Here is a 22700-nt window from a genome sequence, read left to right as displayed (position 1 = left end):
TTTTAGAAAGGTTGAGTGCTGAGATTTGGATAATAAAGAATTGGTTAAAAAGCTTACTTCATTATTGGGAGAAGAAAGAGTTTTAATTAATGAACTTATGAGCGGGCACACATCGTTTAAAATCGGAGGACCGGCTGATATATTGGCAATCCCTGATAATACGGCTCAGCTGGGGGAAATGGTCAAGTACTTTGCAAGCTCGGACACGCCATATATGATTATGGGCAACGGCACAAACCTGCTGGTTTCAGACAGGGGCATCAGGGGAGTGGTTGTTAAGATTTTTGACAATCTTCAAAATTATACCGTGCAGGATGAATTTTTGGAATTTGAAGCAGGAATACTGATAGCAAGGGCAGCTAAAATAGCCCTGGCAAATTCACTCTCGGGTCTGGAGTTTGCAGAAGGAATCCCGGGGACTATGGGAGGAGCCGTAACAATGAATGCCGGTGCCTATACGGGCGAGATGTCCATGGTTGTCCAGGAGACCGAATATATGGACAGGGAAGGAAATATTAAAACAGTAAGGGGAGAACAACATTGTTTTTCCTATAGATCAAGTGTGATCCAAAGATCAAAGGGAATAGTTCTTAAAACCCGGCTAAAGCTAAGGAAAGACGACCCTGAAAAAATAAAGGCATTTATGGATGATTTTAATTTCAAACGCAAGGATAAGCAGCCCCTGGAATGGCCCAGCGCCGGGAGTGTATTTAAAAGGCCGGCAGGACATTTTGTAGGGAAGCTGATAGATGACAGCGGGTTGAGGGGCTTTGGCATTGGAGGAGCTCAAATCTCCGACAAGCACAGCGGATTTATAATCAACCGGGGAAATGCAACCTGTCACGATGTACTTAATTTAATCAAACATATACAAAACACGGTAAATCAGAAATTTAACATACAGCTGGAACCTGAAATAAGAATTATAGGAGATTTTTAATTATTTCAAGAAATGGGAAGTTATTATTTGATCATTCCTTAATATACATTGCCATAACAGTGACGGTATAGGATAATATATACAGAAGATATGGGGGCTCGAAAGACATGAGATTCGTAATAGTAACTGGAATGTCCGGGGCTGGGAAAAGCCTTGTAACTAAATATCTGGAAGACATCGGCTTTTTCTGTGTGGATAATCTGCCTCCGGCGCTGATACCGAAGTTTGCTGAAATAAGTGCACAGAGTGAAGGCAAAATGGAAAAAATTGCACTGGTTATTGATATAAGAGGCGGTGCATTGCTCCACGACCTGTTTCCGGCACTTAATGAGGTGAAGCAGTCGGGTTTCTCTTACGAAATTCTTTTCCTCGAAGCAGATGACGATGTGCTGGTCAAGCGGTACAAGGAGAGCAGGAGACAGCATCCCCTGTCACCGGAAGGCCGTCTTGTCAAGGGGATCAAGGAGGAAAGAAAAGCTCTTGAAACAATAAAATCAAAGGCAAATTATATAGTAGATACTTCAACACTTGCAACAAGGCAGCTTAAGCAGGAGATCAACAGTATTTTTGTAGAGGGAAAGACTTTCAAGGGCATTATAATCAATATATTATCCTTTGGTTTCAAATACGGGATACCCACCGACTGTGATCTGGTATTTGATGTGAGATTTATCCCCAATCCATACTACATTGCGCCCATGAAACACAAAACCGGCAAGGATGATATGGTAAGGGCTTTTGTACTTGAGGCTTCCGAGACAAAGACATTTTTTGAAAAGCTTGATGATATGCTGGATTTTCTCATTCCCAATTACATCAAGGAGGGTAAATCGCAGCTTGATATCGGAATAGGCTGTACCGGCGGAAGGCACAGGTCTGTGGCCATAGCCGACGAGCTGTTCAGAAGACTTGAAGCCAAGCTGCACAGGGTTATTATTGAACACAGGGATATAGAGAAAGATGGTAGAGGGGTTGGAAAATGAGGGCTTCTGATTTGTTGATTCCGGGTTTTGGAATTAGAAGGTGGAGTTTGCTGCTTGTTGCGGGCCTGTCATTAATATGCTTTGCTATTATACTGGTGCTTAAGTATCACAGTTACGGCGCTCTGTTTATTATTTCAATGATTTTGCTGGCCTGTGCGGGAGTTGTAACTGTTTTGGGCTCATTGAAGGCCCTGATAAATTCCATATTAAAAGACATTAATCACAGAAATATAAGTTCAACTTTAAATGCCGAGGGTTTGAGCAACCTTTTACATGAAAAAAGGATTCTGGTAAAGGGCCCCAAAATTGTTGCAATTGGCGGAGGGACAGGACTTTCCACAATGCTCAGGGGTCTGAAGCAATATACCTCAAACCTTACCGCACTTGTTACGGTAGCTGATGACGGGGGCGGTTCGGGTATGCTGAGAGACGATCTGGGCATGCTTCCTCCGGGCGATATTCGAAACTGTATCCTGGCGCTGGCCGATACCGAACCCATCATGCAGAAATTGCTTCAGTACAGGTTTCAGGACGGAATGCTCAAGGGTCAGAGTTTTGGCAATCTTTTTCTTGCTGCCATGGACGGGATATCCGACAGCTTTGAAGAGGCCGTCAAAAAGATGAGTGACGTACTTGCCGTTACAGGAACGGTACTTCCCATAACACTTGATGACGTCAGACTGTGCGCCGAGATCGAAAACGGAGAGACCATACTGGGCGAGCACAATATCGGGCATAGAAACCGGGAAAGCAGGGCAAGGATAAATAAGGTCTTTTTTAATCAGTCCAATGTCAGACCGCTGGAAGAAGCGGTTGCTTCCATAATGGAGGCAGATATAGTTGTTCTGGGCCCCGGAAGCCTCTATACAAGCATAATTCCAAACCTTCTGGTGGAAGGGGTCTGTGAGGCCCTGCTCAAAACCAGGGCAATTGTGGTCTACGTCTGCAATGTTATGACACAGCCCTGTGAAACCGAGGAGTATACACTCAGTGACCACATCAGGGCCATTGAAAAACACTCCAAAAAGGGCATTATTGATTTCTGTGTTGTAAATACCGCACCTATTCCCCAGGAATTAAATGAGAGATACAGACAGGACGGTGCCGAGCTTGTGAAGGTTGATTCCGAGGTTGTTGAAAAAATGGGAATAGAATTGATCACAGGTGATTTTAAAGCAGTAACCAACAATTATGTCAGACATGATTCCAACAAGCTGGCAAAGAAAATAATAGAGCTGGTTTCAGATCTGGTGCTGTCAAAAGACAAGGAAAGAATCCTGGATTATTACTACTCCAGGGACAGGATAAATAAAATCGGGTAACGGGAAATGGTGGAGTTAATGGAGTTTGGTAAAAGCTGCTGGTATGATTTTCATCAGGGAAGTGAAAGGGAATGGATAGTGACAAACGGGACGGGAGGTTATGCCTCGTTATCCCTGATCGGTTCCAACAGCAGAAGGTATCACGGCCTGCTGGTGGGAGCTCTCAAACCTCCTACAAGCAGATATCTGCTTTTGTCAAACCTGCTTGAGGATATAATTTTCACCGACGGCAGTCAGGTATCCCTGTCCTCTTTCATGACAAAGGGCTTTAATAATGAAGAGTACATAAATCACGGCTATGACAGGCTCACAAGGATGAAATACGATTTTTTTCCAGAGTTCACCTTTAACCATGAGGATATTGTCATAAAGAAAAAAATAGCAATGAAACAGGGAGAGAATACCACGGCAGTGCTCTACGAAATAAGGAACGGCTCCAGGAAGGCTTCTCTCAAACTCACACCGCTGGTCAATTTCAGGGACCATCACCACAGGAGTCTTAAAGAAAATCTTGATTTTGTGACAAAAATCATCGGCAACGAAATAAATGTTTATCCTGCCGGTTCGACCGTCAGCCTCCGCATGGGAGTGAGCGGAGGACAAATCAGGAAGCTGGAGGATTGTTACTTTTACAATATGTTTTACACACTTGAGCAGGAGCGGGGACTTGACTGCATGGAGGATCATTTCATCCCCGGTTTTTTCAGTGTTGAATTGAACCCGTGGGAATGCAAAACCGTTGCTTTTACGGCTTCCTGCTGTGAGGGAGTTGGCCTGTCCGGTGAGATGCAGGACGCATTCAATCCCGAAAAACAGCTTTCAGACGCGGTGCGGGTCATATCCGACCGGATGGGCCGCATGGAACAGCTGCTAAAAAGAACAGGCTATTCATCCGGTCTGGTCAAAAAGCTGGTGCTGGCCGCAGATAACTTTATCGTTTACAGAAACTCCATAAGGGCCAGCACAATAATTGCCGGTTACCCGTGGTTCACCGACTGGGGCAGGGACACAATGATAGCCTTTACAGGGTTGACCCTTACCACAGGCAGGTTTGCCGACGCTAAGGAGATTTTGTATACCTTTTCAAGATATGTTGATTACGGACTTATACCCAACATGTTTCCCGACGATGGTGAAAAGCCCGCATACAACAGTGTGGATGCAGCCCTGTGGTATTTTGAGGCAGTAAACAGCTATTTGAAATATACCGGGGATTTTGAATTTATCAAAGAGGAGATATACCCCTGCCTGAAAAATATATGTGAGCATTTTATGAACGGAACCATATATGATATCGCAATGACAGGTGACGGCTTGATAACAGCCGGAAATGAAAATACCCAATTGACCTGGATGGACGCAAAGGTGGGAGACTGGGTGGTCACCCCCAGACACGGGAAGGCAGTGGAGATAAATGCCCTGTGGTACAACGGCCTGATGATAATGTCGGAACTGGCACAAAAGTTTACGGACAGGGATGTATACCTGGAGCCGGCTTCAAAAACAAAAGCCTCCTTTGAAAAGGTGTTTTGGAATGAGGAGCAGCAGTGCCTGTACGATGTGGTTAATGAAGCCGGCAGCGACGGCAGCATCAGGCCCAACCAGATACTTGCCGTGGGACTGTCCCATGCGGTATTGGAGGGCCATAAGGCCAGGAGTGTTGTGGAAAAGGTATGGAAGGAGCTGTACACGCCTTATGGCCTGAGGACTCTGTCTCAGGACAGTCGGCAGTACAGGGGAGTATACTCCGGCGACGTGTGGAGCAGGGATGGCGCATATCACCAGGGAACTGTGTGGACCTGGCTTCTGGGCAGGTTCATCAAGGCCTATGTCAGAGTCAACGGGAATACGGCTGAAGCAAGAAAGGCTGCTCTGGATTTTATTCTGCCCTTTGCAGATCATATGAGGGATGCCGGAGTAGGAAATATTTCAGAAATTTTTGACGGCAGCAGCCCGCACCGCCCAAGGGGTTGTTTTGCTCAGGCCTGGAGCGTGGCCGAAATACTGAGGGCTGCCATTGAAGATGCGGGGCTTGATTGATGCGTGAAGTATGAGCTTGGCAGCGGGAGGCAATGCTGATTGCATACCGGCTGTCAAAGGAAGGAGCGGATGTTTTGTCATTTTCAACGTTAGTAAAGGACGAGCTGTGCAGAGTGGAATTGCATAACGAAACCTGCTGTATGAAATCTGAAATTTTCGGGGTTATTCTGACGGGAAACCTATTTTCCAATGAGAAAAACAACAGGAATATAAAGATGGTGACCGAAAATGCCGCATTTGCCAGGAGAATATACTCTACTGTCAGGAAGGTATACGGCATAAGTCCGGAGGTTGCCATAAGGAGAAGCAGCAGGCTGAAAAAGCATGTATCATATTCGGTAATTTTTGCTTCAATGCAGCTGATCAACAAAATGCTTTATGATTTCGGAATAAGCGCTTTTTCCGATAAAAACAATCCGGCTAAAAAGACCTTGAGAAAGGTATGCTGCAAAAAGAGCTTCCTGCGTGCTGCATTTCTGTCTGGGGGTTCCATAAGCGACCCTGAGAAAACCTATCACCTTGAAATATCCACCCGCAATTGCTTCTGTGCGGAATTGATCAGGGAGCTGCTGCAGGAGTATGGCATAAATGTGAAAATAATTGTCCGCAAAGGAAATTATGTGGCCTATATAAAGGAAGGGGAGAATATCGTTGATTTTCTCAATATTATAGGGGCGCACGGAGCACTAATGGAACTTGAAAACGTAAGGATTCTCAAGGATATGAGGAACAGTGTCAACCGCATTGTGAACTGTGAGACCGCAAACCTTGAAAAGACTGTAAATGCTTCTGTAAGACAAGTGGAGAACATAAGGTTTATCCGGTCTTCAATAGGTTTGGACAAGCTGCCCGAAAATCTTGTTGAAATAGCAAATCTGCGGCTGGAATACAGTGAGGCCAGTCTCAAGGAGCTTGGAGAAATGCTTCATCCCAGACTTGGAAAATCCGGAGTTAATCACAGACTGAGAAAACTTGACGAGATTGCCGATCAATTGAGGGACAATCTGAAAAGAAATACTGCCAAATAAAGGTAAATGAAGGGAAATATTGAATAGTATATTGTCATATTAACGGCAGATACACTGTTAAAACAATCTATTTCAGTGTACTGTAAAATAAGGAGGCAATATACTTGGATGTAAAGTTACTAAGGAAGGGAACCACTCTGGTTATCAGAATAATGGAGGATATGGACCATCATTCGGCTCAATACCTGAGGCAAAAAATTGACAGCGAGATTATCAAGTCAACAGTAAAAAATATAATTTTTGATTTTTCAAAAGTGAATTTTATGGATAGTTCAGGAATTGGTATAGTTGTAGGTAGGTATAAAAATATTCAGAAACTTAACGGCAGAGCTGCAATAGTAAATGCCAATCCTAAATTAATGCAAATATTTGAGATGTCCGGTGTTCTAAAAATAATTCCGGCCTATGCCGATTTGGAGGATGCGCTTACCTCCATGTGCGGATAACCGGAGCCTTTATATTAGCCTGGAAATGGCTTGACACAAGTGTTTAAATCACTATTTGTTGGCAGCCACGTATTAATGCGTGAATGCAGAGGGAGTTTTTATGCAGCTTATAAATGAAATGAAACTTGAATTTATGAGTAAATCAAATAATGAGGCATTTGGCAGGATAGTTGCGGCTGCATTTGCATCGCAGCTGGATCCTACTGTTGAAGAACTTGCAGATATAAAGACTGCTGTTTCGGAGGCAGTAACAAACGCCATAATCCACGGATATGAGAACAATTCCGGTATAGTCAGAATGGTATGCAGATTATATAATGACGGAATTGAAATCGTAATTTCCGACGAGGGAAAAGGAATAGAGGATGTGGAACTTGCACGGCAGCCTCTATACACCTCCAAACCTGACATGGAACGCTCAGGAATGGGCTTTACAGTAATGGAAAGCTTCATGGACAGAGTGGACATCGTATCTGAACCTGATAAAGGAACCACTGTTACATTATTTAAGAATATAAAGTCCTGATTATCTTATTTTAATTACCAGGGGTAAGTTTTTTTATACGTACACATGTAAATATTTACTATAAATGTATAAAAATATATGGGCTTGCCAATAATGTTGATATGAGCAGTATTTGCGAACAGCAGTATGTGTAATATGTGACGGAAAGGTTTAGGTAAGCTATGAAGGATATGACCGATGAAGCAGTTCTAACACTTATCATAAATGCTAAAGCCGGGGATAGACAGGCTCAGGCTACTTTAGTCGAAAAGAATATAGGTCTGGTTTGGAGCATAGTGAAAAGGTTTCAAAACAGAGGTTACGAGGTTGATGATTTATATCAGATAGGAAGCATCGGACTGATTAAGGCCATTAATAAATTCGATATATCTTATGATGTAAAATTTTCTACATATGCAGTACCTATGATTATCGGGGAAATCAAGAGATTTATAAGAGATGACGGTATAATCAAGGTCAGCAGATCGTTAAAGGAAATTGCGTCAAAAGCCCGCATCACAAAAGAGATCATCAGCAAGGAGCTCGGCAGGGAACCGTCTGTCAATGAAGTCGCAGAACGAATGAATGTGTCTCCTGAAGAGCTTGTACTTGCACTTGAAGCGGGCTGTACGCCGGAATCCCTCTACAGTACGGTAGGGGAAGGTGACAACACTCCCATCTTATTGATTGACCGTATAAATGCCGACAACAACAGCAGTGAAGTGGATCTAATAGATAAAATCGCCATACGGCAGATTTTGGATTCACTGGATGCCAGGGAACGGCAGATAATTATTCTGAGATATTTCAAGGAAAAAACCCAGGTTCAGATTGCCAAATTGCTGGGAATATCACAGGTCCAGGTGTCGAGAATAGAGAAAAAGATATTAAAGGATATAAAGCATAAAATGATTGCCAACGGAAATTGATTAACACGTTGTGCAAGTTTATTAATTCTTTAAAATGACATTACTGATACACCAGTACTTCCGTACGAACGTCAAGCAATGGGTGCACACAAAGAGCTTACTTGAAATAGTACGGTTCACAACAAGCATTTTATGCCGTCGCAGCGACTCGACCATCCGGGTCTCGCGTGCTGCTCAAAGTGACCTCCTGTCACTTTGCCGGCTAAAATACCTGTTATTCACCTACAATTTCAGTAAGCATTTTTATTGTGCTACCCATTGCTTGAAGTTGTACTCGCGTACTGGTGTATTATAGATTTTCTATCCATCACCCAAATAATAAACTTGCACAAGGAGTTAATCAGGACCTAATACGGACAGGGGACTTTGTATGCAAAGAATAATCGGCATTGTAAAAAACAGGACTGTTTTAATAATATTATGTATTCTATTGCTCTGTATCATAATTGCAGTAATTGCATTTATGGGAGCATCAACGGGTGGCACACCTAAAAAGGCTGAATTTGTGTAACATTTAATTGATTTTCCGTAATAATTTCAGGAAATTTGCAAAAAATATTCTGGTAAATTAATTATTACGGAGGGGCTATGAACAAGAATTTTACTAAACAGGAATATTCCAAATATGTCAAAAGTGTTTCACCAAATTCAAAATTATTTATCAATATAATTAAAGCCTTTGTAGTAGGAGGAATCATTTGTGTCATAGGTCAGATGATTTTTAACTGGCTCAAGGGCAGAGGGCTTGATCCTGAAATGGTATCAGGGCTTACCAGCACCATAATGATTTTTTTGGGTGCTTTTTTTACTGCCCTGAATATATATGATGAACTCGGCCGCTTTGCGGGAGCAGGCTCCATTGTCCCTATAACCGGCTTTGCAAATTCTGTGGTATCACCTGCTATGGAATTTAAGACAGAAGGATATATAATGGGCACGGCTGCTAAAATGTTTGTTATTGCAGGTCCGGTCATTGTCTTTGGTATTTGTTCATCTGTGCTGGTTGGGATTATTCATTACTTTATATCTTGAATTTGAGGAGTTATCTATGGCAGAAAAACATTTAGGCAAACAGACGGTATATTTCGCAAAGCCGCCGTCAATCAGGGCTACAGCAAGTATTGTAGGCCCCAAGGAAGGTAAGGGCAATCTGAGACAAAGCTTTGATTATATCATTCCTGATGAACTCTGGGGTGAAGACAGCTGGGAAAAGGCCGAAAGCAAGCTGGTAAGGGAAACCCTTGCAAAGGTCCTTCAAAAGGGCAGTATGAGCAATGACCAGATTGAATATGTTCTGGCCGGTGACTTACTGAACCAATGTATTGCTGCCAATTATGGCCTCAGAGAAACAGATATCCCATTTTTCGGTCTGTTCGGTGCGTGCTCTACGATGGCGGAGTCCATGAGCCTTGGAAGCATGCTGATAGACGGCGGTTATGCCGATAATGTCGTATGTGTTACTTCAAGCCACTTCTGTTCGGCAGAAAGACAATTCAGGTATCCATTGGAGCTGGGAAGCCAGAGGGCTCCCACGTCACAATGGACTGTTACGGGCTCTGGAGCGGCTTTATTGACCTCGGAACAGACAGGACCCTTTATAAGGCATGTAACGACAGGAAAAATAAACGATATGGGAATCAAAGACACAAACAACATGGGGGCGGCAATGGCCCCGGCGGCAGCAGACACAATTCTTACGCACTTTGCGGATACCGGCCTTGTTCCCGATTATTACGATCTGATTATAACCGGTGATCTGGGCAAGGTAGGTAAGAAAATATGTCTTGATTTACTTAAAATGAATGGACTTGATATTGAAAACAGATATAATGACTGCGGTGTCATGATTTTCGACACAAAACAACAGGATACGCATTCGGGAGGCAGTGGCTGCGGTTGTTCGGCTACAGTTTTTGCGGGTTATATATACAAGGAAATAATGAAGGGCAATTTAAAAAGGGTGCTGTTTATTGCCACAGGGGCTTTAATGAGTCCTGTCAGCACCCAGCAAAAAGAGTCCATTCCCGGAATAGCCCATGCGGTGGCTATTCATAGAAGTCTTGATTAACCCTTATATAATTTTCGTAACATGTGGATAGGAGAATGCATATGAGCTATATTAACGCTTTTTTAGTCGGGGGAGCCATTTGTGCTGTGGGACAGGTGCTGATCGATAAGACAAAACTTACGCCTGCCAGGATACTGGTACTGTTTGTGGTTTCAGGAGTTTTTTTGACCGCATTGGGCATATATCAGAAACTGGTGGATTTTGCAGGAGCAGGTGCTACCATACCCCTGACCGGTTTTGGTTACAACCTGGCCAAGGGAGTTTTTAATGAAGTGGATCAGACAGGGCTGACGGGAGCACTTACAGGAGGCTTCAAAGCCGCTGCTGCCGGGCTTGGAGCTGTCATAACCTTTGGCTATATAATGTCTGTAGTGGCAAAACCAAAGGCAAAAAGATAGTCATAGCAGCTGTCTCTAAATAAGACAAATGAAATACATCACATGTACTTCCTTTTACGTATCTGCTTTTGCGTATTTCCTTTCATGTATTTCATTTTGTTTTAGTTTTGCGGCAGCTTATTTTTGTTTCCAATATATAAATTTTTATGAAACAATGTCAAATAATACAGCAAATTACACAAAATTCTGCATAATATAAGGATTTTTGAAAAAAATATAGAATTTTGTATAAAAATTATATATAATTAGGTATGGTTTTTATTCATACAGTTTAAAAGACAATTTAATCTATGAAAAAATAAGGTGGATAAAGATGAATATTGAATACATAAACCCATTCATTGAGGCTAGTCAGACTGTATTAAAACAAGTGGCTAATGTTGATGCAAAATTAGGCAAAGTTTTTCTGAAGTCTGCTCCTTACAGGGGTGAAGCAATTTTAATTATAGTTGGCATTACAGGAAAAATAAGAGGACAGGCCGTATTTACCATGACAAAACCTGTTGCGTTTAAGATAGCATCGGCCATGATGTTCGGCATGCAGGTGGAAGAGTTGAATGAGATATCAAAGAGCGCGCTGTCCGAACTTACCAATATGATTTTAGGAAACACTGCTACCATACTTTATAATAAAGGAATAGGTATTGAGATAACTCCTCCGTCGCTGCTGCTTGGAGAAAATCTTCAGATATCCCCTTCAAAAATGAAGACCATCTGTATACCGCTTTATTTGAATGATGAGGAAGTTCTGGAAATAGACATATCGGTAGAAGATTAAGATTTGATTATGTTATAAATAAAATGTTAAAATATATCCAGTATATTAAAAAAGATGGTTCATACCATCTTTTTCTGTTGAGCAAATTTTTACTGAAATATACTTTTAGTTCCATGAAAGGAGTTATTTAATGCCGCTTAATATTGTTCTGGTTGAACCGGAAATACCCCAGAACACAGGTAACATTGTAAGAACCTGTGCTGCAACGGGAGCTGTTTTGCATTTGGTGGGCCCGCTTGGGTTTTCAATAGAAGATAGATATCTCAAAAGGGCAGGACTGGATTATTGGGAGGAAGCACAAATAAAGTACTATGACAGTCTGCAGGATTTTTTGAAACAGCATGGGGAAGGGCGGCTCTATTATTCCACCACAAAAGCTGTTCATAATTACTGCGATGTAACCTATGAAGAGGACTGTTTTATACTTTTTGGAAAGGAAACGGCGGGTCTGCCGGAGGAATTACTGAAGGACAACAGGGAAACCTGTATAAGGATTCCCATGAAAGAGGGAATAAGGTCTTTAAATCTGTCAAATTCGGTGGCTATAGTTGTCTATGAAACTCTAAGACAGAGGAAATTTGAAAACCTTAAGACCGAGGGGAAAATGGTCAAATACAATTGGTAATGGATTTGGTGTAATTAATTTTTACAGGATAAGTTACTGTTAATAAATGATTAAAACTGTGATAAATATAAAAAAATGGGTATATTATAAGTGAAGATTACCCTTTACTTATATTAAGCCGTGGGACAATTCAAGCTTATATTGCTTGTCCTGCCCAAATTTGGCGTGCAGGCATACCAGAAGTATTTTAATAAAAAATAGGGATAAGTAGAAAAAATTTAAGGAGTGGGTCTGATTGGTAAATAGAAACAGAATGGTTGATGAATTTGTTGAATTGGTCAGGATAGACAGTTTGTCACTGAAAGAGAGACAAATGTGCGATACCCTGAAACGGAAGCTGACGGGACTTGGGTATCAGCCCGCTGAAGATGATGCCGGTAAAAAGCTCGGAGGCCAGTGCGGTAATATTATATGCACGGTAAAAGGCAGCAGGGATGTTCCGGCTGTCCTGATAACAGCCCATATGGATACTGTAGTTCCCGGAATAGGCAAAACGCCTGTCATAGAAGGGGATATAATCAAAAGTGACGGTACCACAATACTCGGAGGGGACGATGCAGCCGGTATTGCTGTGATACTGGAAACTTTAAAGGTAATAAAGGAACAGGGTGTTTCCCACGGAGATATCCAGATTGCATTTACAATTGGAGAGGAAATGGGTCTGCTGGGCGCCAAGAATCTGGACTACAGCAGGATTTATGCCAAATACGGCTTTATATTGGACAGTGACGGCAGGATCGGTTGTGCCGCAGTCAAAGCGCCATCCCAGAACAAGATACATGCTGTTATTAAGGGAAAGGCCGCACATGCAGGTATGGAACCTGAAAACGGAGTAAGTGCCTTCTCCATCATGGCAGATGCAATTTCATCCATGAAACTCGGAAGGATAGATGAAGAAACAACAGCCAACATAGGTACGGTGCATGGCGGTGTTGCAACAAATATTGTTTGCGACAGGGTAGAGATAGAGGGGGAAGCCAGAAGCCGTGATGAATCAAAGCTTCAGGCACAAACCGAGCATATGCGCGAGTGTTTTGTGAAGGCGGCCGAAAAATGGGGCGGCAAGGTAGAATTTATTTCGGAAATTGAATATCCGGCATTTAATATATCCAGGGAATCCGAAATCGTCAAGATTTTGGAAAGTGCTGCCGCTGACAGCGGTTTTGCTTTTGAGGCCGTAACTACAGGCGGAGGAAGCGATACCAACATAATAAATTCAAAAGGGATTCAGGCTGTGGACTTGAGTGTTGGCATGACGAAGGTTCATAGTGTGGACGAACAAATATCAATTACCGATATGGAGAATGCCGTATTGTTTTTAATTTCAATATTGAAGAATATTAGGTAATTAACAGATTTACTGCATTGCGTCGGAAAACATTAGGGGGATTTGGTGTTGCACATAACTACTTTGAAAGTTTCAGAAATAAACATAGATGATAAGCAGTGCTTCGACAGGTATTTCAAAATAGCCGATTTACGGGTATCCGAGCTGAATTTTACGAATTTCTTCATGTGGAGGGATTACTACAAAATACAATATAGCATAGTAAATGACTTTTTATGCATAATATCAATTATGGATAAGGATCAGCCTTTTTGCTTTTTTCCAATCGGAGATTACGGCAGAACGGACGAGCTGAGGTGTACGCTTTATATTTTGAGAGAATACTTTTCGGAGATGGGATGGAATTTTAAGCTGAAGAGAGTTTCATCCGAACAGGCCGCTGTTTTCAAGTCACTGGGCTTCTGTTATAGTTCCACTGAGGACAGGGACAACTATGACTATCTATACTCGGTAACAAGTCTTTCAACCCTGGCAGGTAAAAAGCTTGACGGAAAAAGAAATCACATTAACAAGTTCAAAAAGCTCTATACCTTTGAGTATGAAGAAATCACCGAGAGCAATATTTCAGACTGCAAAACCATACTGGAAAACTGGTGTATTCAGAGAAACTATACCGAACAGGACAGTCTTGTGGCAGAAAGAAAAGCAAATCTCGATCTGCTTGACAATTACAAGCTTTTGGGCTTAAAGGGTGCAATCATAAAGGTGGATGGAATACCGCAGGCTTTTACTGTCGGTGAGCAGCTGAACAGTGATACGGCTGTAATTCACATAGAAAAGGCAAATGCTGACATACATGGGCTCTATCCACTAATAAACCAGCAGTTTATTGCCAATGAATGGACTCATATGGAATTTGTAAACCGCGAACAGGATTTGGGCCTGGAAGGCTTGAGAAAAGCCAAGTTATCCTATAATCCTGTCAGCTTTGTAGAAAAGTGTGTAATTGAACTTTGTTAAATTATTATTAATTTAGGAGTTTACACTATTGAAAATGTTTTTGAAATATTATAGAATTAATTTTGGTTTAGGAAATTGAAACCAGTTATTATGTTGATAAGCATTAATTTGCTTGGTTAAGGAACGAGTAAATGTCGTTTCCAATAATAATAAAAAACTTAGGAGGTAACAACAATGGCAGTAAAAATGGGTATTAATGGTTTTGGACGTATCGGACGTCTCGTTTTCAGGGCTGCAATAAACAACCCTAATGTGGAAGTAAAGGGAATAAACGATCCTTTTATCGATCTCGAGTACATGAAATATATGTTAATTTATGACACAGTTCATGGAAAGTTTGAAGGAACTGTTGAAACCAGCAATGGTAAATTGCTTGTTAATGGTAAAGAAATCGCCGTATTTGCTGAAAAGGATCCTACAGCTATAGCATGGGGTGCTTGCGGTGCTGATTATGTTGTTGAATCAACAGGCGTATTCACTACTACTGAAAAGGCTTCAGCTCACATAAAGGGCGGCGCAAAGAAAGTTGTAATCAGTGCTCCTTCAGCTGATGCTCCAATGTTCGTTATGGGCGTTAACAATGACAAGTATACAAAGGACATGACAGTTGTATCAAACGCTTCCTGTACAACAAACTGTCTGGCTCCTTTAGCTAAGGTTATCAACGACAATTTCGGTATAGTTGAAGGTCTTATGACTACAGTTCACGCTGCAACCAACACTCAGAAGACAGTTGATGCTCCTTCAATGAAAGACTGGAGAGGCGGAAGATCAATCCTCGGAAACATCATTCCTTCATCAACAGGTGCTGCAAAGGCAGTTGGAAAGGTTATTCCGGAATTGAACGGAAAATTGACTGGTATGGCTTTCAGAGTTCCTACAGTTGACGTTTCAGTTGTTGACCTTACAGTTCGTCTTGAAAAAGCAGCTACTTATGAAGAAATCAAAGCAGCTGTTAAGAAGGCTTCTGAAAATGAATTGAAGGGTATCCTCGGATACACTGAAGATGCAGTTGTTTCAACTGATTTCATCCACGATGCACGTACTTCAATATTCGATGCTGAAGCTGGTATCGCATTGAACGGTAACTTCGTTAAGTTGGTATCATGGTATGACAACGAATGGGGTTATTCAAACAAAGTAGTTAACCTTATCGAACATATGGCTAAGGTTGATGCTAAATAATTAAAATTGATTTTTTTAATTAGAACATAAATTAAGACATAAAAGGTCTGCGGCATAGCTGCAGACCTTTTATGTCTTGCAGTCCATGCAGCCCTGTAATGTGTGTGAAATTCATATGCTCAATACATTATAGACGGTTTTTTATACAATTAATGGAGGTTATATTTATAACCAAGTACTAATATCTAGTTTTAATTTCCCCAAAATTGTGTTATACTTATATAAAAAATGAATTTAATTTAATGTTTTAATAAATCATTAAGAGTAACAGGAGGTTTTTTATGATCGTAGCTCCAAAATTCAGAGGTTTTATTTGCACCACTTCCCATCCTGCCGGTTGCGAATACAATGTAAGAAAGCAGATCGAGTATGTGAAACAGCAGAAGAAAATCCCCGGTGCTAAAAAAGTACTTGTTATCGGTGCCTCAACAGGCTATGGACTTTCCTCAAGAATAGCTGCTGCTTTTGGCTGCGGGGCGGCTACAATCGGATTGTTTTTTGAGAGACCCGCCTCAGGCAGCAAGACTGCATCGGCAGGCTGGTACAACTCAGCCGCTTTTGAAAGGCTTGCGAAGGAAGAAGGCCTGTATGCAAAAAGTATAAACGGTGATGCCTTCTCAAATGAGATAAAGCAGCAAACAATCGATTTGATAAAAAAGGATCTCGGTAAGGTGGATCTGGTCATATACAGTATAGCTTCCCCCAGGAGGACACATCCTGTTACAGGTGAAGTATTTAATTCGGTCTTAAAGCCCATTGGTGCTCCATGTACTGTAAAAACCGTTGATTTTCATTCCCGGCAGGTTTCTGAAACAACAATAGAACCTGCCACCGAAGAAGATATCAGGCAAACGGTGGCCGTAATGGGCGGTGAAGACTGGGCCATGTGGATGAATGCACTGAAGGAGGCCGATGTACTGGAACAGGGTGCTGTTACAATAGCATACACTTATGTGGGGCCCGATATGACCCATGCTATTTACAGAAAAGGCACAATTGGAAGAGCAAAGGATGATCTTGAGGCCACCGCCGGAAAAATAACGGAGAATTTGAACAGTATCGGCGGAAACGCGTACGTATCAATAAATAAAGCCGTGGTAACACAGGCAAGTGCCGCTATTCCTGTAATTTCGATATATATCAGTGTCTTATTCAAGGTAATGAAAGAGATGAATATTCACGAGGGTACTATTGAACAAATGTACAGGATGTTGAGCGACAGAGTGTATTCCGGAAATTTAAAGCTGGACGGCAAGGGCCGTATTTGTATGGATGACTGGGAAATGCGCCCTGAAGTTCAGGCTCAGGTAGCGAAATATTGGGCTGAGGCAAATAATGAAAATATCACTGAAATATCTGATGTGGAAGAATACAGAAAAGAATTTTTCAGGCTTTTTGGTTTCGAGTTTGCTGCTGTTGACTACGGCCAGGATGTAGACATTGATGTTAAAATTGCAAGCATCCAATAATTAATGATGGTTATTTTTTATTGTCAAATTTTATAATTTCTCCGGTTATGGAATGTCCATCCACCCTTAAAATTCCAAAGCTGTATTTTTCCTGACGTCTCTTATCCATGGCTGAGCCGGGATTAAAATAAAGTATTTCATCTACTGTGGTATTGACCGGGATGTGGCTGTGGCCAAATATCACGCAATTTACATTTTCGCCTGTGAATGCCTTTTTGGCACTTTCAGCCGCAGTCCTTCCGGGGTGATGACCATGTATAATGCCTATCCTGCAGTCCTCAATTTCAAGAATCCTTCTTGAGGGCAGCATTGCCTCCAGATATTCATCGTCATTATTCCCTGAAACTGCATATACGGGAGCGATTTCTTCAAGTTCGTATATAACGTAGTCCCTGCAAATGTCCCCTGCATGGATTATCATGTCAACTCCGGCAAGCTCCTCCAGCAAAAATTCGGGGAGCTTATGACCCCTTCTTGGTATATGGGTATCTGCAATTACTCCTATTTTTTTCATAAACGGCCTCCTGAACAGCAAAACAATTTAGTATATACGTATATGCCTGCTTATTGGCTATCTACTTACCGTTTCTGATCCGGGTCGGAGTTGTTTCGGTAAGCTGCTTGAATATTTTATTATAGTTTGCCAGGTTGTTAAAACCGCAGTCCATCGCTATCTGAGCTACCGAAAAATCAGTTTCACGCAGCATTTCAATGGACTTGGAAATACGCATTTTGTTAAGGTATTCAATCGGTGTAAAGCCGGTTGACTGTTTGAAAAAGGTTGAAAAATAGTTAGGGGACATATATGCCAGTTCTGCAAGGGTGTTCAGCTCTATTTTCTGTGAATAGTTCCCATTTATATAGTCAAACACCTTTTCCAGCTTCTCCAGCCTTTTGCTTTTGGAGGTGATGCTTTCGGTGCTTTTGCTGGAATCCTGGTAATGCCTGATAAGATAGGTAATAATATGGAGCAGCTTGGCTTTGATCATAAGCTTGTAGCCCACGGTTTTATTTACGTATTCGTCTTCAATCTCGGACAGCATTGCAAAAATTTTCCGGCCTATTTCACTTTTACTGTCAATTTTATTATTGAAATTGGAGCTTCTTTCAAAAAAAGGTTCCATGTAGTTATAATCAAAAAGACTTTCGGAAGACCAGACCAGCTGAGGTTCAAACATTACTACCGGCATGACCATATTAACGGGGGGCAGGACCTCCATATAATGGGGTTCGATATTATTGATAACCACTATATCTCCCTCGTTCATTTCATAAGTTCTGTTTTCAACATAATATATTCCCTTGCCCTTTTTTACAAAAGCTATTTCAAGATAATTATGCCAATGGAAGGTATGATTCATGCAATAAAAAGGTTCCATATCGGTAAACTTAATACTGAATGGAAAATCCATTGGAAAGGATTTGGGCTTATAGACCTTTGATACTTCCATCATATATGCTCCATTCTATAAATATAATTATTAAATCGTAAAATAGTATCAAAAAACAATAAAATAATCAGAGAAGTAAAGTTGTTCTTTATATATAATGATATTATAAAATTGCGGTAAATAAAAGATTTTCTGACAATATTGCATAAACAATAACTACATGCTATGAAGTTTTATTCGCAGAAAATTAATCATAAAATAACAGAAGGGTGGAGTTGGAGTGATCAAACCGGCTTATGAAGTTGAAAGGCTTCTTCAATTCGGTAGAAAGCACGGCTTAATTGATAAATTGGATATAATAATCGCCAGGAACCAGTTGTTGGATTTATTGCAGCTGGATGAACCCCATTATGGTGAGACGGCAGAGGAAGATCTTAAGTACCCCACCGAAATATTGGACCGCCTTTTGGAATACGCCGGAGAAAAGGGTCTGTATGACAAAGAGGTGTATGCCTGCAGAGAACTTTTCGACACCAGGCTGATGGGACTTATTATTCCCAGGGAAGCCGAAATCGTAGCAAAATTCAGCGAATTGGCCGGGAAGGAATCCATTAAAGCAGCAACCGACTATTTTTATGACCTCTGTACGGCGTCAAATTACATCCGGACTGCCCAAATCGCTAAAAACATCATGTGGAAGGCCAATTCAAAGTACGGCGACCTGGAGATCACAATAAACCTCACAAAGCCTGAAAAAGATCCAAAGACCATAGCAATGGAGAGGCTTCAGCCACAGAGCAGCTACCCCAAATGCATGCTTTGTGTGGACAATATAGGCTATGCAGGCCGCATAAACTTTCCTGCACGGCAGACACACAGGATTATTCCCGTGACCCTCTGCGGGGAACAGTGGTATTTGCAGTATTCACCTTATGTCTATTATAATGAACACTGCATTGTTCTGAGTGAGGACCATGTTCCCATGACCATTTCAAAAAAGACCTTCGGATGGCTTCTGGACTTTGTAAGACAATTCCCTCATTATCTCTGCGGTTCAAATGCAGACCTGCCCATAGTGGGAGGGTCCATACTGAGCCATAATCACTTCCAGGGCGGGAATTACCTGTTTCCCATGCAAAAGGCGGCCGTAATAAGGCACTTCCGTTCTGATGACCATAAAGGTATTGAAATAGGGACAGTCAAATGGCCGCTTTCGGTTGTACGTGCTGCCTCTGACAGTCTGGAGCAGCTGGTGGAATTCGCGGGATATGTGCTGGACAGCTGGAGAGAATACAGCGATGAGAGTGTTGACATACTGGCATTCACAGAAGGCGGCAGCGGCCGGGTGCCTCACAACACCATAACGCCCATAGCCAGAAGAAATGAAGCAGGAAAATATGAAATGGACCTGGTACTGCGGAACAACAGGACCAATGATGAGCATCCCGACGGAATATTTCATCCCCATAAGGAAATTCATCACATCAAAAAGGAAAACATCGGCCTGATAGAGGTTATGGGACTTGCAATACTTCCCGGCAGGCTTAAAACGGAAATTGAAAAGATCAAGGAAATTCTTTGCGGACATTCGAACATGGTGGATATTTATGACCCGGAGAATTTATTATATAAGCATATGCCATGGGTTGAAGAGTTGGCGGCCAAATACGGAATAAATATGGAGCCTGAACGCGCAGATGAGATATTGAAACTTGAGGTGGGTAAAAAGTTTGAAACCTGTCTTGAACATACCGGTGTATTTAAACAAACGGAGGAAGGCCTGGCGGCCTTTGACAGATTTATGAAAGCCATGGGCTGTACGGAATTATAAAGCGGAAAAGGAATTCATCAATAATTTCTGAAAGGAGCATGTGGAATGAGTAAAAATTATGAGGAACTCAAGAAAAAGTTTTGTGAAATATATGGAGGAAGTGAAGAGGATCTGCGTATTTTTTCCGGTCCTGGAAGAGTAAATCTTATAGGGGAGCATATTGACTACTGCGGCGGTTATGTTTTTCCGGCGGCTCTGAGCCTGGATTCCACCGTGGTAGCCAGGGTGAACGGGGATAATGTATTAAGACTTGCGGCTACCGATCTTCCCGACAGGGTGGCGGTTAAGCTGGATGAGCTTGAGAGTGCCAAAACCTTGAGATGGGGAAATTACCAGGCAGGTGTTGCATATTTCCTTCAAAATGCAGGATACAAGCTTGTGGGAGTGGATATGCTTTTTCATGACACAGTTCCGCTGGGTTCAGGCCTGTCCTCTTCTGCAGCCATAGAACTTGCTACGGCAATCAGTCTGGTAACTTTGGGCAATGAAGCACATGGTATCACAAAGCCTGTAGATATGGTGGAGTTGGCCGTACTGGGACAAAAGACCGAAAATGAGTTCTGCGGAGTAAGCTGCGGAATAATGGACCAGTTTGCATCTGCAATGGGTAAAAAAGACCACGCCATACTTCTTGACTGCGCCACATTAAAGTATGAATATTTGCCTCTGAAACTGGACGGCTACAAAATAGTCCTGGGAAATACAAAGAAAAAACGCTCTCTTGGAGAATCTAAATACAACGAAAGAGTCAGTGAATGCGCAGAGGGTTTAAGAATTCTGCAGCAGTACCTCCCCGGGAAAAACAATCTATGTGCTGTTACACCTGCGGAATTTGAGCAATACAAGGATAAAATAGAAAATGAGGTTGTCAGAAAAAGAGTAACTCACGTTATATATGAGAATGACAGAGTTCTTAAAGCTGTGGACGCACTGAAAAAAAATGATATCAAAGAGCTCGGAAGGCTTCTGGTCGAAGCAAATGACTCCATAAGAGACCTGTATGAGGTAACGGGTAAGGAACTTGATACCATGACCGCCGAAGCCATAAAGGTGGAAGGAGTAATTGGTGCCAGAATGACCGGAGCCGGTTTCGGAGGCTGTACAGTAAATATAGTGCCCGAAGATAAAGTGCAGTTGTTTATTGAACAGGTAGGGAGGAATTACAGGGAGCAGACAGGCATAACTCCGGAGTTTTATGTCAGTGAAATAGGCGACGGAGCAAGAGAAATAAAGCTGTAGCCGTAAATAAGCTGCAAAAATGCAGTAAATAAATAGTTAAAAATGTTGTGGAAAATCAAGTGTCAATAACTGATATAAAGAGCAGTTAATATAAAAAATATAAGTGAAACGGGAGGTTGGAGTTTATGGCGATTTTAGTGACAGGCGGTGCCGGATATATAGGAAGCCACACTGTGGCCGAGCTTCTGGATGCCAATGAAGCTGTAATAGTATTGGATAATCTGGAGAAGGGCCGCAGGGAAGCTGTACTTGGCGGAAAGTTTATTCAGGCCGATTTAAGAAATATTGATGAAATAAGAAAAGTGTTCAAAGAAAATGAAATCGAAGCTGTAATTCATTTTGCCGCATATATCGAGGTGGGAGAAAGTGTAGTCAACCCGTTAAAGTATTACAATAACAATGTCATAGCATCTTTGAACCTGTTAACCGTTATGCAGGAAGCAGGAGTGAATAAAATTGTGTTCTCTTCAACTGCCGCTACCTATGGAGTACCTGAAAATATTCCCATTAAAGAGAGTGATAAGACTGCTCCCATCAACCCATACGGCGAGACCAAGCTGACTGTTGAAAAAATACTGAAATGGGCCGATGGAGCATATGGAATAAAACATGCGGTGCTGAGATATTTTAATGCCTGCGGTGCGCATGTCAGCGGAAAAATAGGGGAGGCACATTCACCGGAATCACACCTTATTCCTATAATTCTTCAGGTAGCCCAGGGAAAGAGAGAGGAAATCAAGCTGTTTGGAAATGACTATAACACGCCTGACGGAACCTGTGTAAGAGATTACATCCATGTATCTGACCTTGCCCAGGCACATGTTCTGGCGCTTCAAAATCTCAGAAAGGGCGCCGGCAGTGATGTCTTCAACCTTGGAAACGGAAAGGGCTTCTCCAACAGGGAGGTAGTCGAAGTTGCAAGGAAGGTTACAGGCAAAACCATAAAGGCCACAGATGCTCCCAGAAGGCCGGGAGACCCTGATACTCTCGTGGCTTCGGCCGAGAAAGCCATCAATATCCTGGGCTGGAAACCAAAATACAATGATTTGGACAAGATCATTGAAACCGCATGGAGCTGGCATTCCTCCCATCCCGACGGGTATGGCGATTAAGCGATTGCCTGAGTCAGTAAAATTTAGTTAGATAGTTAATTCTTGATACATCCAATAAAATGCAATTTTATATGCCGGTATGCTTTAGATTGAAAAATCTGAA

Annotated in this window: 23 protein-coding genes; 21 read left to right on the top strand and 2 right to left on the bottom strand. The window is 42.0% G+C overall.

Going from position 1 to position 22700, the window contains the following annotated elements:
• Window positions 1–25 precede the first annotated feature (25 nt).
• The 18 genes from murB to fabV all read left to right on the top strand — a co-directional run bounded on the left by murB (window position 26) and on the right by fabV (window position 17024).
• Entirely contained in the window at window positions 26–940 is a 915-nt protein-coding gene (murB, locus tag CTER_RS23890; protein ID WP_004629911.1) for a UDP-N-acetylmuramate dehydrogenase, read from the top strand.
• Window positions 941–1047: 107 nt separating this feature from the next.
• A complete protein-coding gene (gene rapZ / locus CTER_RS23885) occupies window positions 1048–1923 on the top strand; it encodes an RNase adapter RapZ (protein WP_004629774.1) in 876 nt (291 codons plus the stop codon).
• Window positions 1920–3245, top strand: a complete 1326-nt coding sequence (locus CTER_RS23880) for a gluconeogenesis factor YvcK family protein (RefSeq protein WP_004630209.1) — start codon at window positions 1920–1922, stop codon at window positions 3243–3245. Before rapZ ends, CTER_RS23880 begins: the two co-directional genes overlap by 4 nt.
• Window positions 3246–3263: 18 nt before the next feature.
• Window positions 3264–5285, top strand: coding sequence for an amylo-alpha-1,6-glucosidase (locus tag CTER_RS23875; RefSeq protein WP_004629859.1), 2022 nt, complete (start codon window positions 3264–3266; stop codon window positions 5283–5285).
• A gap of 74 nt (window positions 5286–5359) precedes the next feature.
• Entirely contained in the window at window positions 5360–6313 is a 954-nt protein-coding gene (whiA, locus tag CTER_RS23870; protein WP_004629836.1) for a DNA-binding protein WhiA, read from the top strand.
• A gap of 104 nt (window positions 6314–6417) precedes the next feature.
• Window positions 6418–6759, top strand: a complete 342-nt coding sequence (spoIIAA, locus tag CTER_RS23865) for an anti-sigma F factor antagonist (protein ID WP_004630240.1) — start codon at window positions 6418–6420, stop codon at window positions 6757–6759.
• A 100-nt stretch (window positions 6760–6859) separates the two neighbouring features.
• Complete coding sequence (gene spoIIAB / locus CTER_RS23860; RefSeq protein WP_004629645.1) at window positions 6860–7285, top strand: anti-sigma F factor; 426 nt, start codon at window positions 6860–6862, stop codon at window positions 7283–7285.
• Between the two features lie 161 nt (window positions 7286–7446).
• Window positions 7447–8193 (top strand): RNA polymerase sporulation sigma factor SigF, encoded by a 747-nt coding sequence (gene sigF, locus CTER_RS23855; protein ID WP_004629850.1) that lies wholly within the window; start codon window positions 7447–7449, stop codon window positions 8191–8193.
• Window positions 8194–8563: 370 nt separating this feature from the next.
• Window positions 8564–8704, top strand: coding sequence for a hypothetical protein (locus CTER_RS28465; RefSeq protein WP_165585980.1), 141 nt, complete (start codon window positions 8564–8566; stop codon window positions 8702–8704).
• A gap of 77 nt (window positions 8705–8781) precedes the next feature.
• On the top strand, window positions 8782–9225 hold the full coding sequence (gene spoVAC / locus CTER_RS23850) for a stage V sporulation protein AC (RefSeq protein WP_004630081.1): 444 nt from the start codon (window positions 8782–8784) through the stop codon (window positions 9223–9225).
• 16 nt (window positions 9226–9241) lie between these two features.
• Complete coding sequence (gene spoVAD / locus CTER_RS23845; RefSeq protein ID WP_004629913.1) at window positions 9242–10261, top strand: stage V sporulation protein AD; 1020 nt, start codon at window positions 9242–9244, stop codon at window positions 10259–10261.
• A 41-nt stretch (window positions 10262–10302) separates the two neighbouring features.
• Window positions 10303–10659 (top strand): stage V sporulation protein AE, encoded by a 357-nt coding sequence (spoVAE, locus tag CTER_RS23840; RefSeq protein ID WP_004630279.1) that lies wholly within the window; start codon window positions 10303–10305, stop codon window positions 10657–10659.
• A gap of 313 nt (window positions 10660–10972) precedes the next feature.
• Window positions 10973–11437 carry a chemotaxis protein CheX gene (locus CTER_RS23835; protein WP_004630037.1) on the top strand — a complete coding sequence of 155 codons (465 nt, stop codon included), beginning with the start codon at window positions 10973–10975 and terminating at the stop codon, window positions 11435–11437.
• A gap of 130 nt (window positions 11438–11567) precedes the next feature.
• Window positions 11568–12062, top strand: a complete 495-nt coding sequence (trmL, locus tag CTER_RS23830; protein ID WP_004629902.1) for a tRNA (uridine(34)/cytosine(34)/5-carboxymethylaminomethyluridine(34)-2'-O)-methyltransferase TrmL — start codon at window positions 11568–11570, stop codon at window positions 12060–12062.
• A 235-nt stretch (window positions 12063–12297) separates the two neighbouring features.
• Window positions 12298–13410: a M20/M25/M40 family metallo-hydrolase gene (locus CTER_RS23825; protein WP_004629661.1), complete on the top strand. Its 1113-nt coding sequence runs from the start codon at window positions 12298–12300 to the stop codon at window positions 13408–13410.
• A gap of 45 nt (window positions 13411–13455) precedes the next feature.
• Window positions 13456–14370: a DUF2156 domain-containing protein gene (locus CTER_RS23820; protein WP_004629643.1), complete on the top strand. Its 915-nt coding sequence runs from the start codon at window positions 13456–13458 to the stop codon at window positions 14368–14370.
• 174 nt (window positions 14371–14544) lie between these two features.
• Window positions 14545–15555 (top strand): type I glyceraldehyde-3-phosphate dehydrogenase, encoded by a 1011-nt coding sequence (gene gap / locus CTER_RS23815; protein WP_004630008.1) that lies wholly within the window; start codon window positions 14545–14547, stop codon window positions 15553–15555.
• Between the two features lie 281 nt (window positions 15556–15836).
• The gene (gene fabV, locus CTER_RS23810) at window positions 15837–17024 is read left to right on the top strand and encodes an enoyl-ACP reductase FabV (protein WP_004629898.1); all 1188 of its coding nucleotides are present in this window, start codon (window positions 15837–15839) and stop codon (window positions 17022–17024) included.
• Between the two features lie 10 nt (window positions 17025–17034).
• On the opposite strand, the gene CTER_RS23805 is transcribed toward fabV, so the two are convergent.
• Together CTER_RS23805 and CTER_RS23800 are read right to left on the bottom strand one after the other, a co-directional pair.
• Complete coding sequence (locus CTER_RS23805) at window positions 17035–17538, bottom strand: metallophosphoesterase family protein (protein ID WP_004629673.1); 504 nt, start codon at window positions 17536–17538, stop codon at window positions 17035–17037.
• Between the two features lie 61 nt (window positions 17539–17599).
• Window positions 17600–18478, bottom strand: coding sequence for an AraC family transcriptional regulator (locus CTER_RS23800; protein WP_004629623.1), 879 nt, complete (start codon window positions 18476–18478; stop codon window positions 17600–17602).
• Window positions 18479–18695: 217 nt separating this feature from the next.
• On the opposite strand from CTER_RS23800, the gene CTER_RS23795 reads away from it, so the two are divergent.
• From CTER_RS23795 to galE, 3 genes are all read left to right on the top strand, one after another.
• The gene (locus CTER_RS23795) at window positions 18696–20246 is read left to right on the top strand and encodes a UDP-glucose--hexose-1-phosphate uridylyltransferase (protein ID WP_004630188.1); all 1551 of its coding nucleotides are present in this window, start codon (window positions 18696–18698) and stop codon (window positions 20244–20246) included.
• Between the two features lie 45 nt (window positions 20247–20291).
• The gene (locus tag CTER_RS23790) at window positions 20292–21485 is read left to right on the top strand and encodes a galactokinase (protein ID WP_004630060.1); all 1194 of its coding nucleotides are present in this window, start codon (window positions 20292–20294) and stop codon (window positions 21483–21485) included.
• Window positions 21486–21610: 125 nt separating this feature from the next.
• Window positions 21611–22597 (top strand): UDP-glucose 4-epimerase GalE, encoded by a 987-nt coding sequence (gene galE / locus CTER_RS23785; RefSeq protein WP_004629866.1) that lies wholly within the window; start codon window positions 21611–21613, stop codon window positions 22595–22597.
• The last annotated feature ends 103 nt before the right edge of the window (window positions 22598–22700 follow it).

The organism is Ruminiclostridium cellobioparum subsp. termitidis CT1112 (genome assembly GCF_000350485.1).
Classification (GTDB): Bacteria; Bacillota; Clostridia; order Acetivibrionales; family DSM-1351; genus Ruminiclostridium; species Ruminiclostridium termitidis.
This window is presented reverse-complemented; position numbering and strand designations above follow the sequence as displayed.

Bases quoted from the DNA above. Each gene is read 5' to 3' on its own strand.
- rapZ (WP_004629774.1), top strand. From the start codon at position 1,048: ATGAGATTCGTAATAGTAACTGGAATGTCCGGGGCTGGGAAAAGCCTT.
- CTER_RS23880 (WP_004630209.1), top strand. From the start codon at position 1,920: ATGAGGGCTTCTGATTTGTTGATTCCGGGTTTTGGAATTAGAAGGTGG.
- CTER_RS23875 (WP_004629859.1), top strand. From the start codon at position 3,264: ATGGAGTTTGGTAAAAGCTGCTGGTATGATTTTCATCAGGGAAGTGAA.
- spoIIAB (WP_004629645.1), top strand. From the start codon at position 6,860: ATGCAGCTTATAAATGAAATGAAACTTGAATTTATGAGTAAATCAAAT.
- sigF (WP_004629850.1), top strand. From the start codon at position 7,447: ATGAAGGATATGACCGATGAAGCAGTTCTAACACTTATCATAAATGCT.
- CTER_RS28465 (WP_165585980.1), top strand. From the start codon at position 8,564: ATGCAAAGAATAATCGGCATTGTAAAAAACAGGACTGTTTTAATAATA.
- spoVAC (WP_004630081.1), top strand. From the start codon at position 8,782: ATGAACAAGAATTTTACTAAACAGGAATATTCCAAATATGTCAAAAGT.
- spoVAD (WP_004629913.1), top strand. From the start codon at position 9,242: ATGGCAGAAAAACATTTAGGCAAACAGACGGTATATTTCGCAAAGCCG.
- spoVAE (WP_004630279.1), top strand. From the start codon at position 10,303: ATGAGCTATATTAACGCTTTTTTAGTCGGGGGAGCCATTTGTGCTGTG.
- CTER_RS23835 (WP_004630037.1), top strand. From the start codon at position 10,973: ATGAATATTGAATACATAAACCCATTCATTGAGGCTAGTCAGACTGTA.
- trmL (WP_004629902.1), top strand. From the start codon at position 11,568: ATGCCGCTTAATATTGTTCTGGTTGAACCGGAAATACCCCAGAACACA.
- gap (WP_004630008.1), top strand. From the start codon at position 14,545: ATGGCAGTAAAAATGGGTATTAATGGTTTTGGACGTATCGGACGTCTC.
- fabV (WP_004629898.1), top strand. From the start codon at position 15,837: ATGATCGTAGCTCCAAAATTCAGAGGTTTTATTTGCACCACTTCCCAT.
- CTER_RS23805 (WP_004629673.1), bottom strand. From the start codon at position 17,538: ATGAAAAAAATAGGAGTAATTGCAGATACCCATATACCAAGAAGGGGT.
- CTER_RS23800 (WP_004629623.1), bottom strand. From the start codon at position 18,478: ATGATGGAAGTATCAAAGGTCTATAAGCCCAAATCCTTTCCAATGGAT.
- CTER_RS23790 (WP_004630060.1), top strand. From the start codon at position 20,292: ATGAGTAAAAATTATGAGGAACTCAAGAAAAAGTTTTGTGAAATATAT.
- galE (WP_004629866.1), top strand. From the start codon at position 21,611: ATGGCGATTTTAGTGACAGGCGGTGCCGGATATATAGGAAGCCACACT.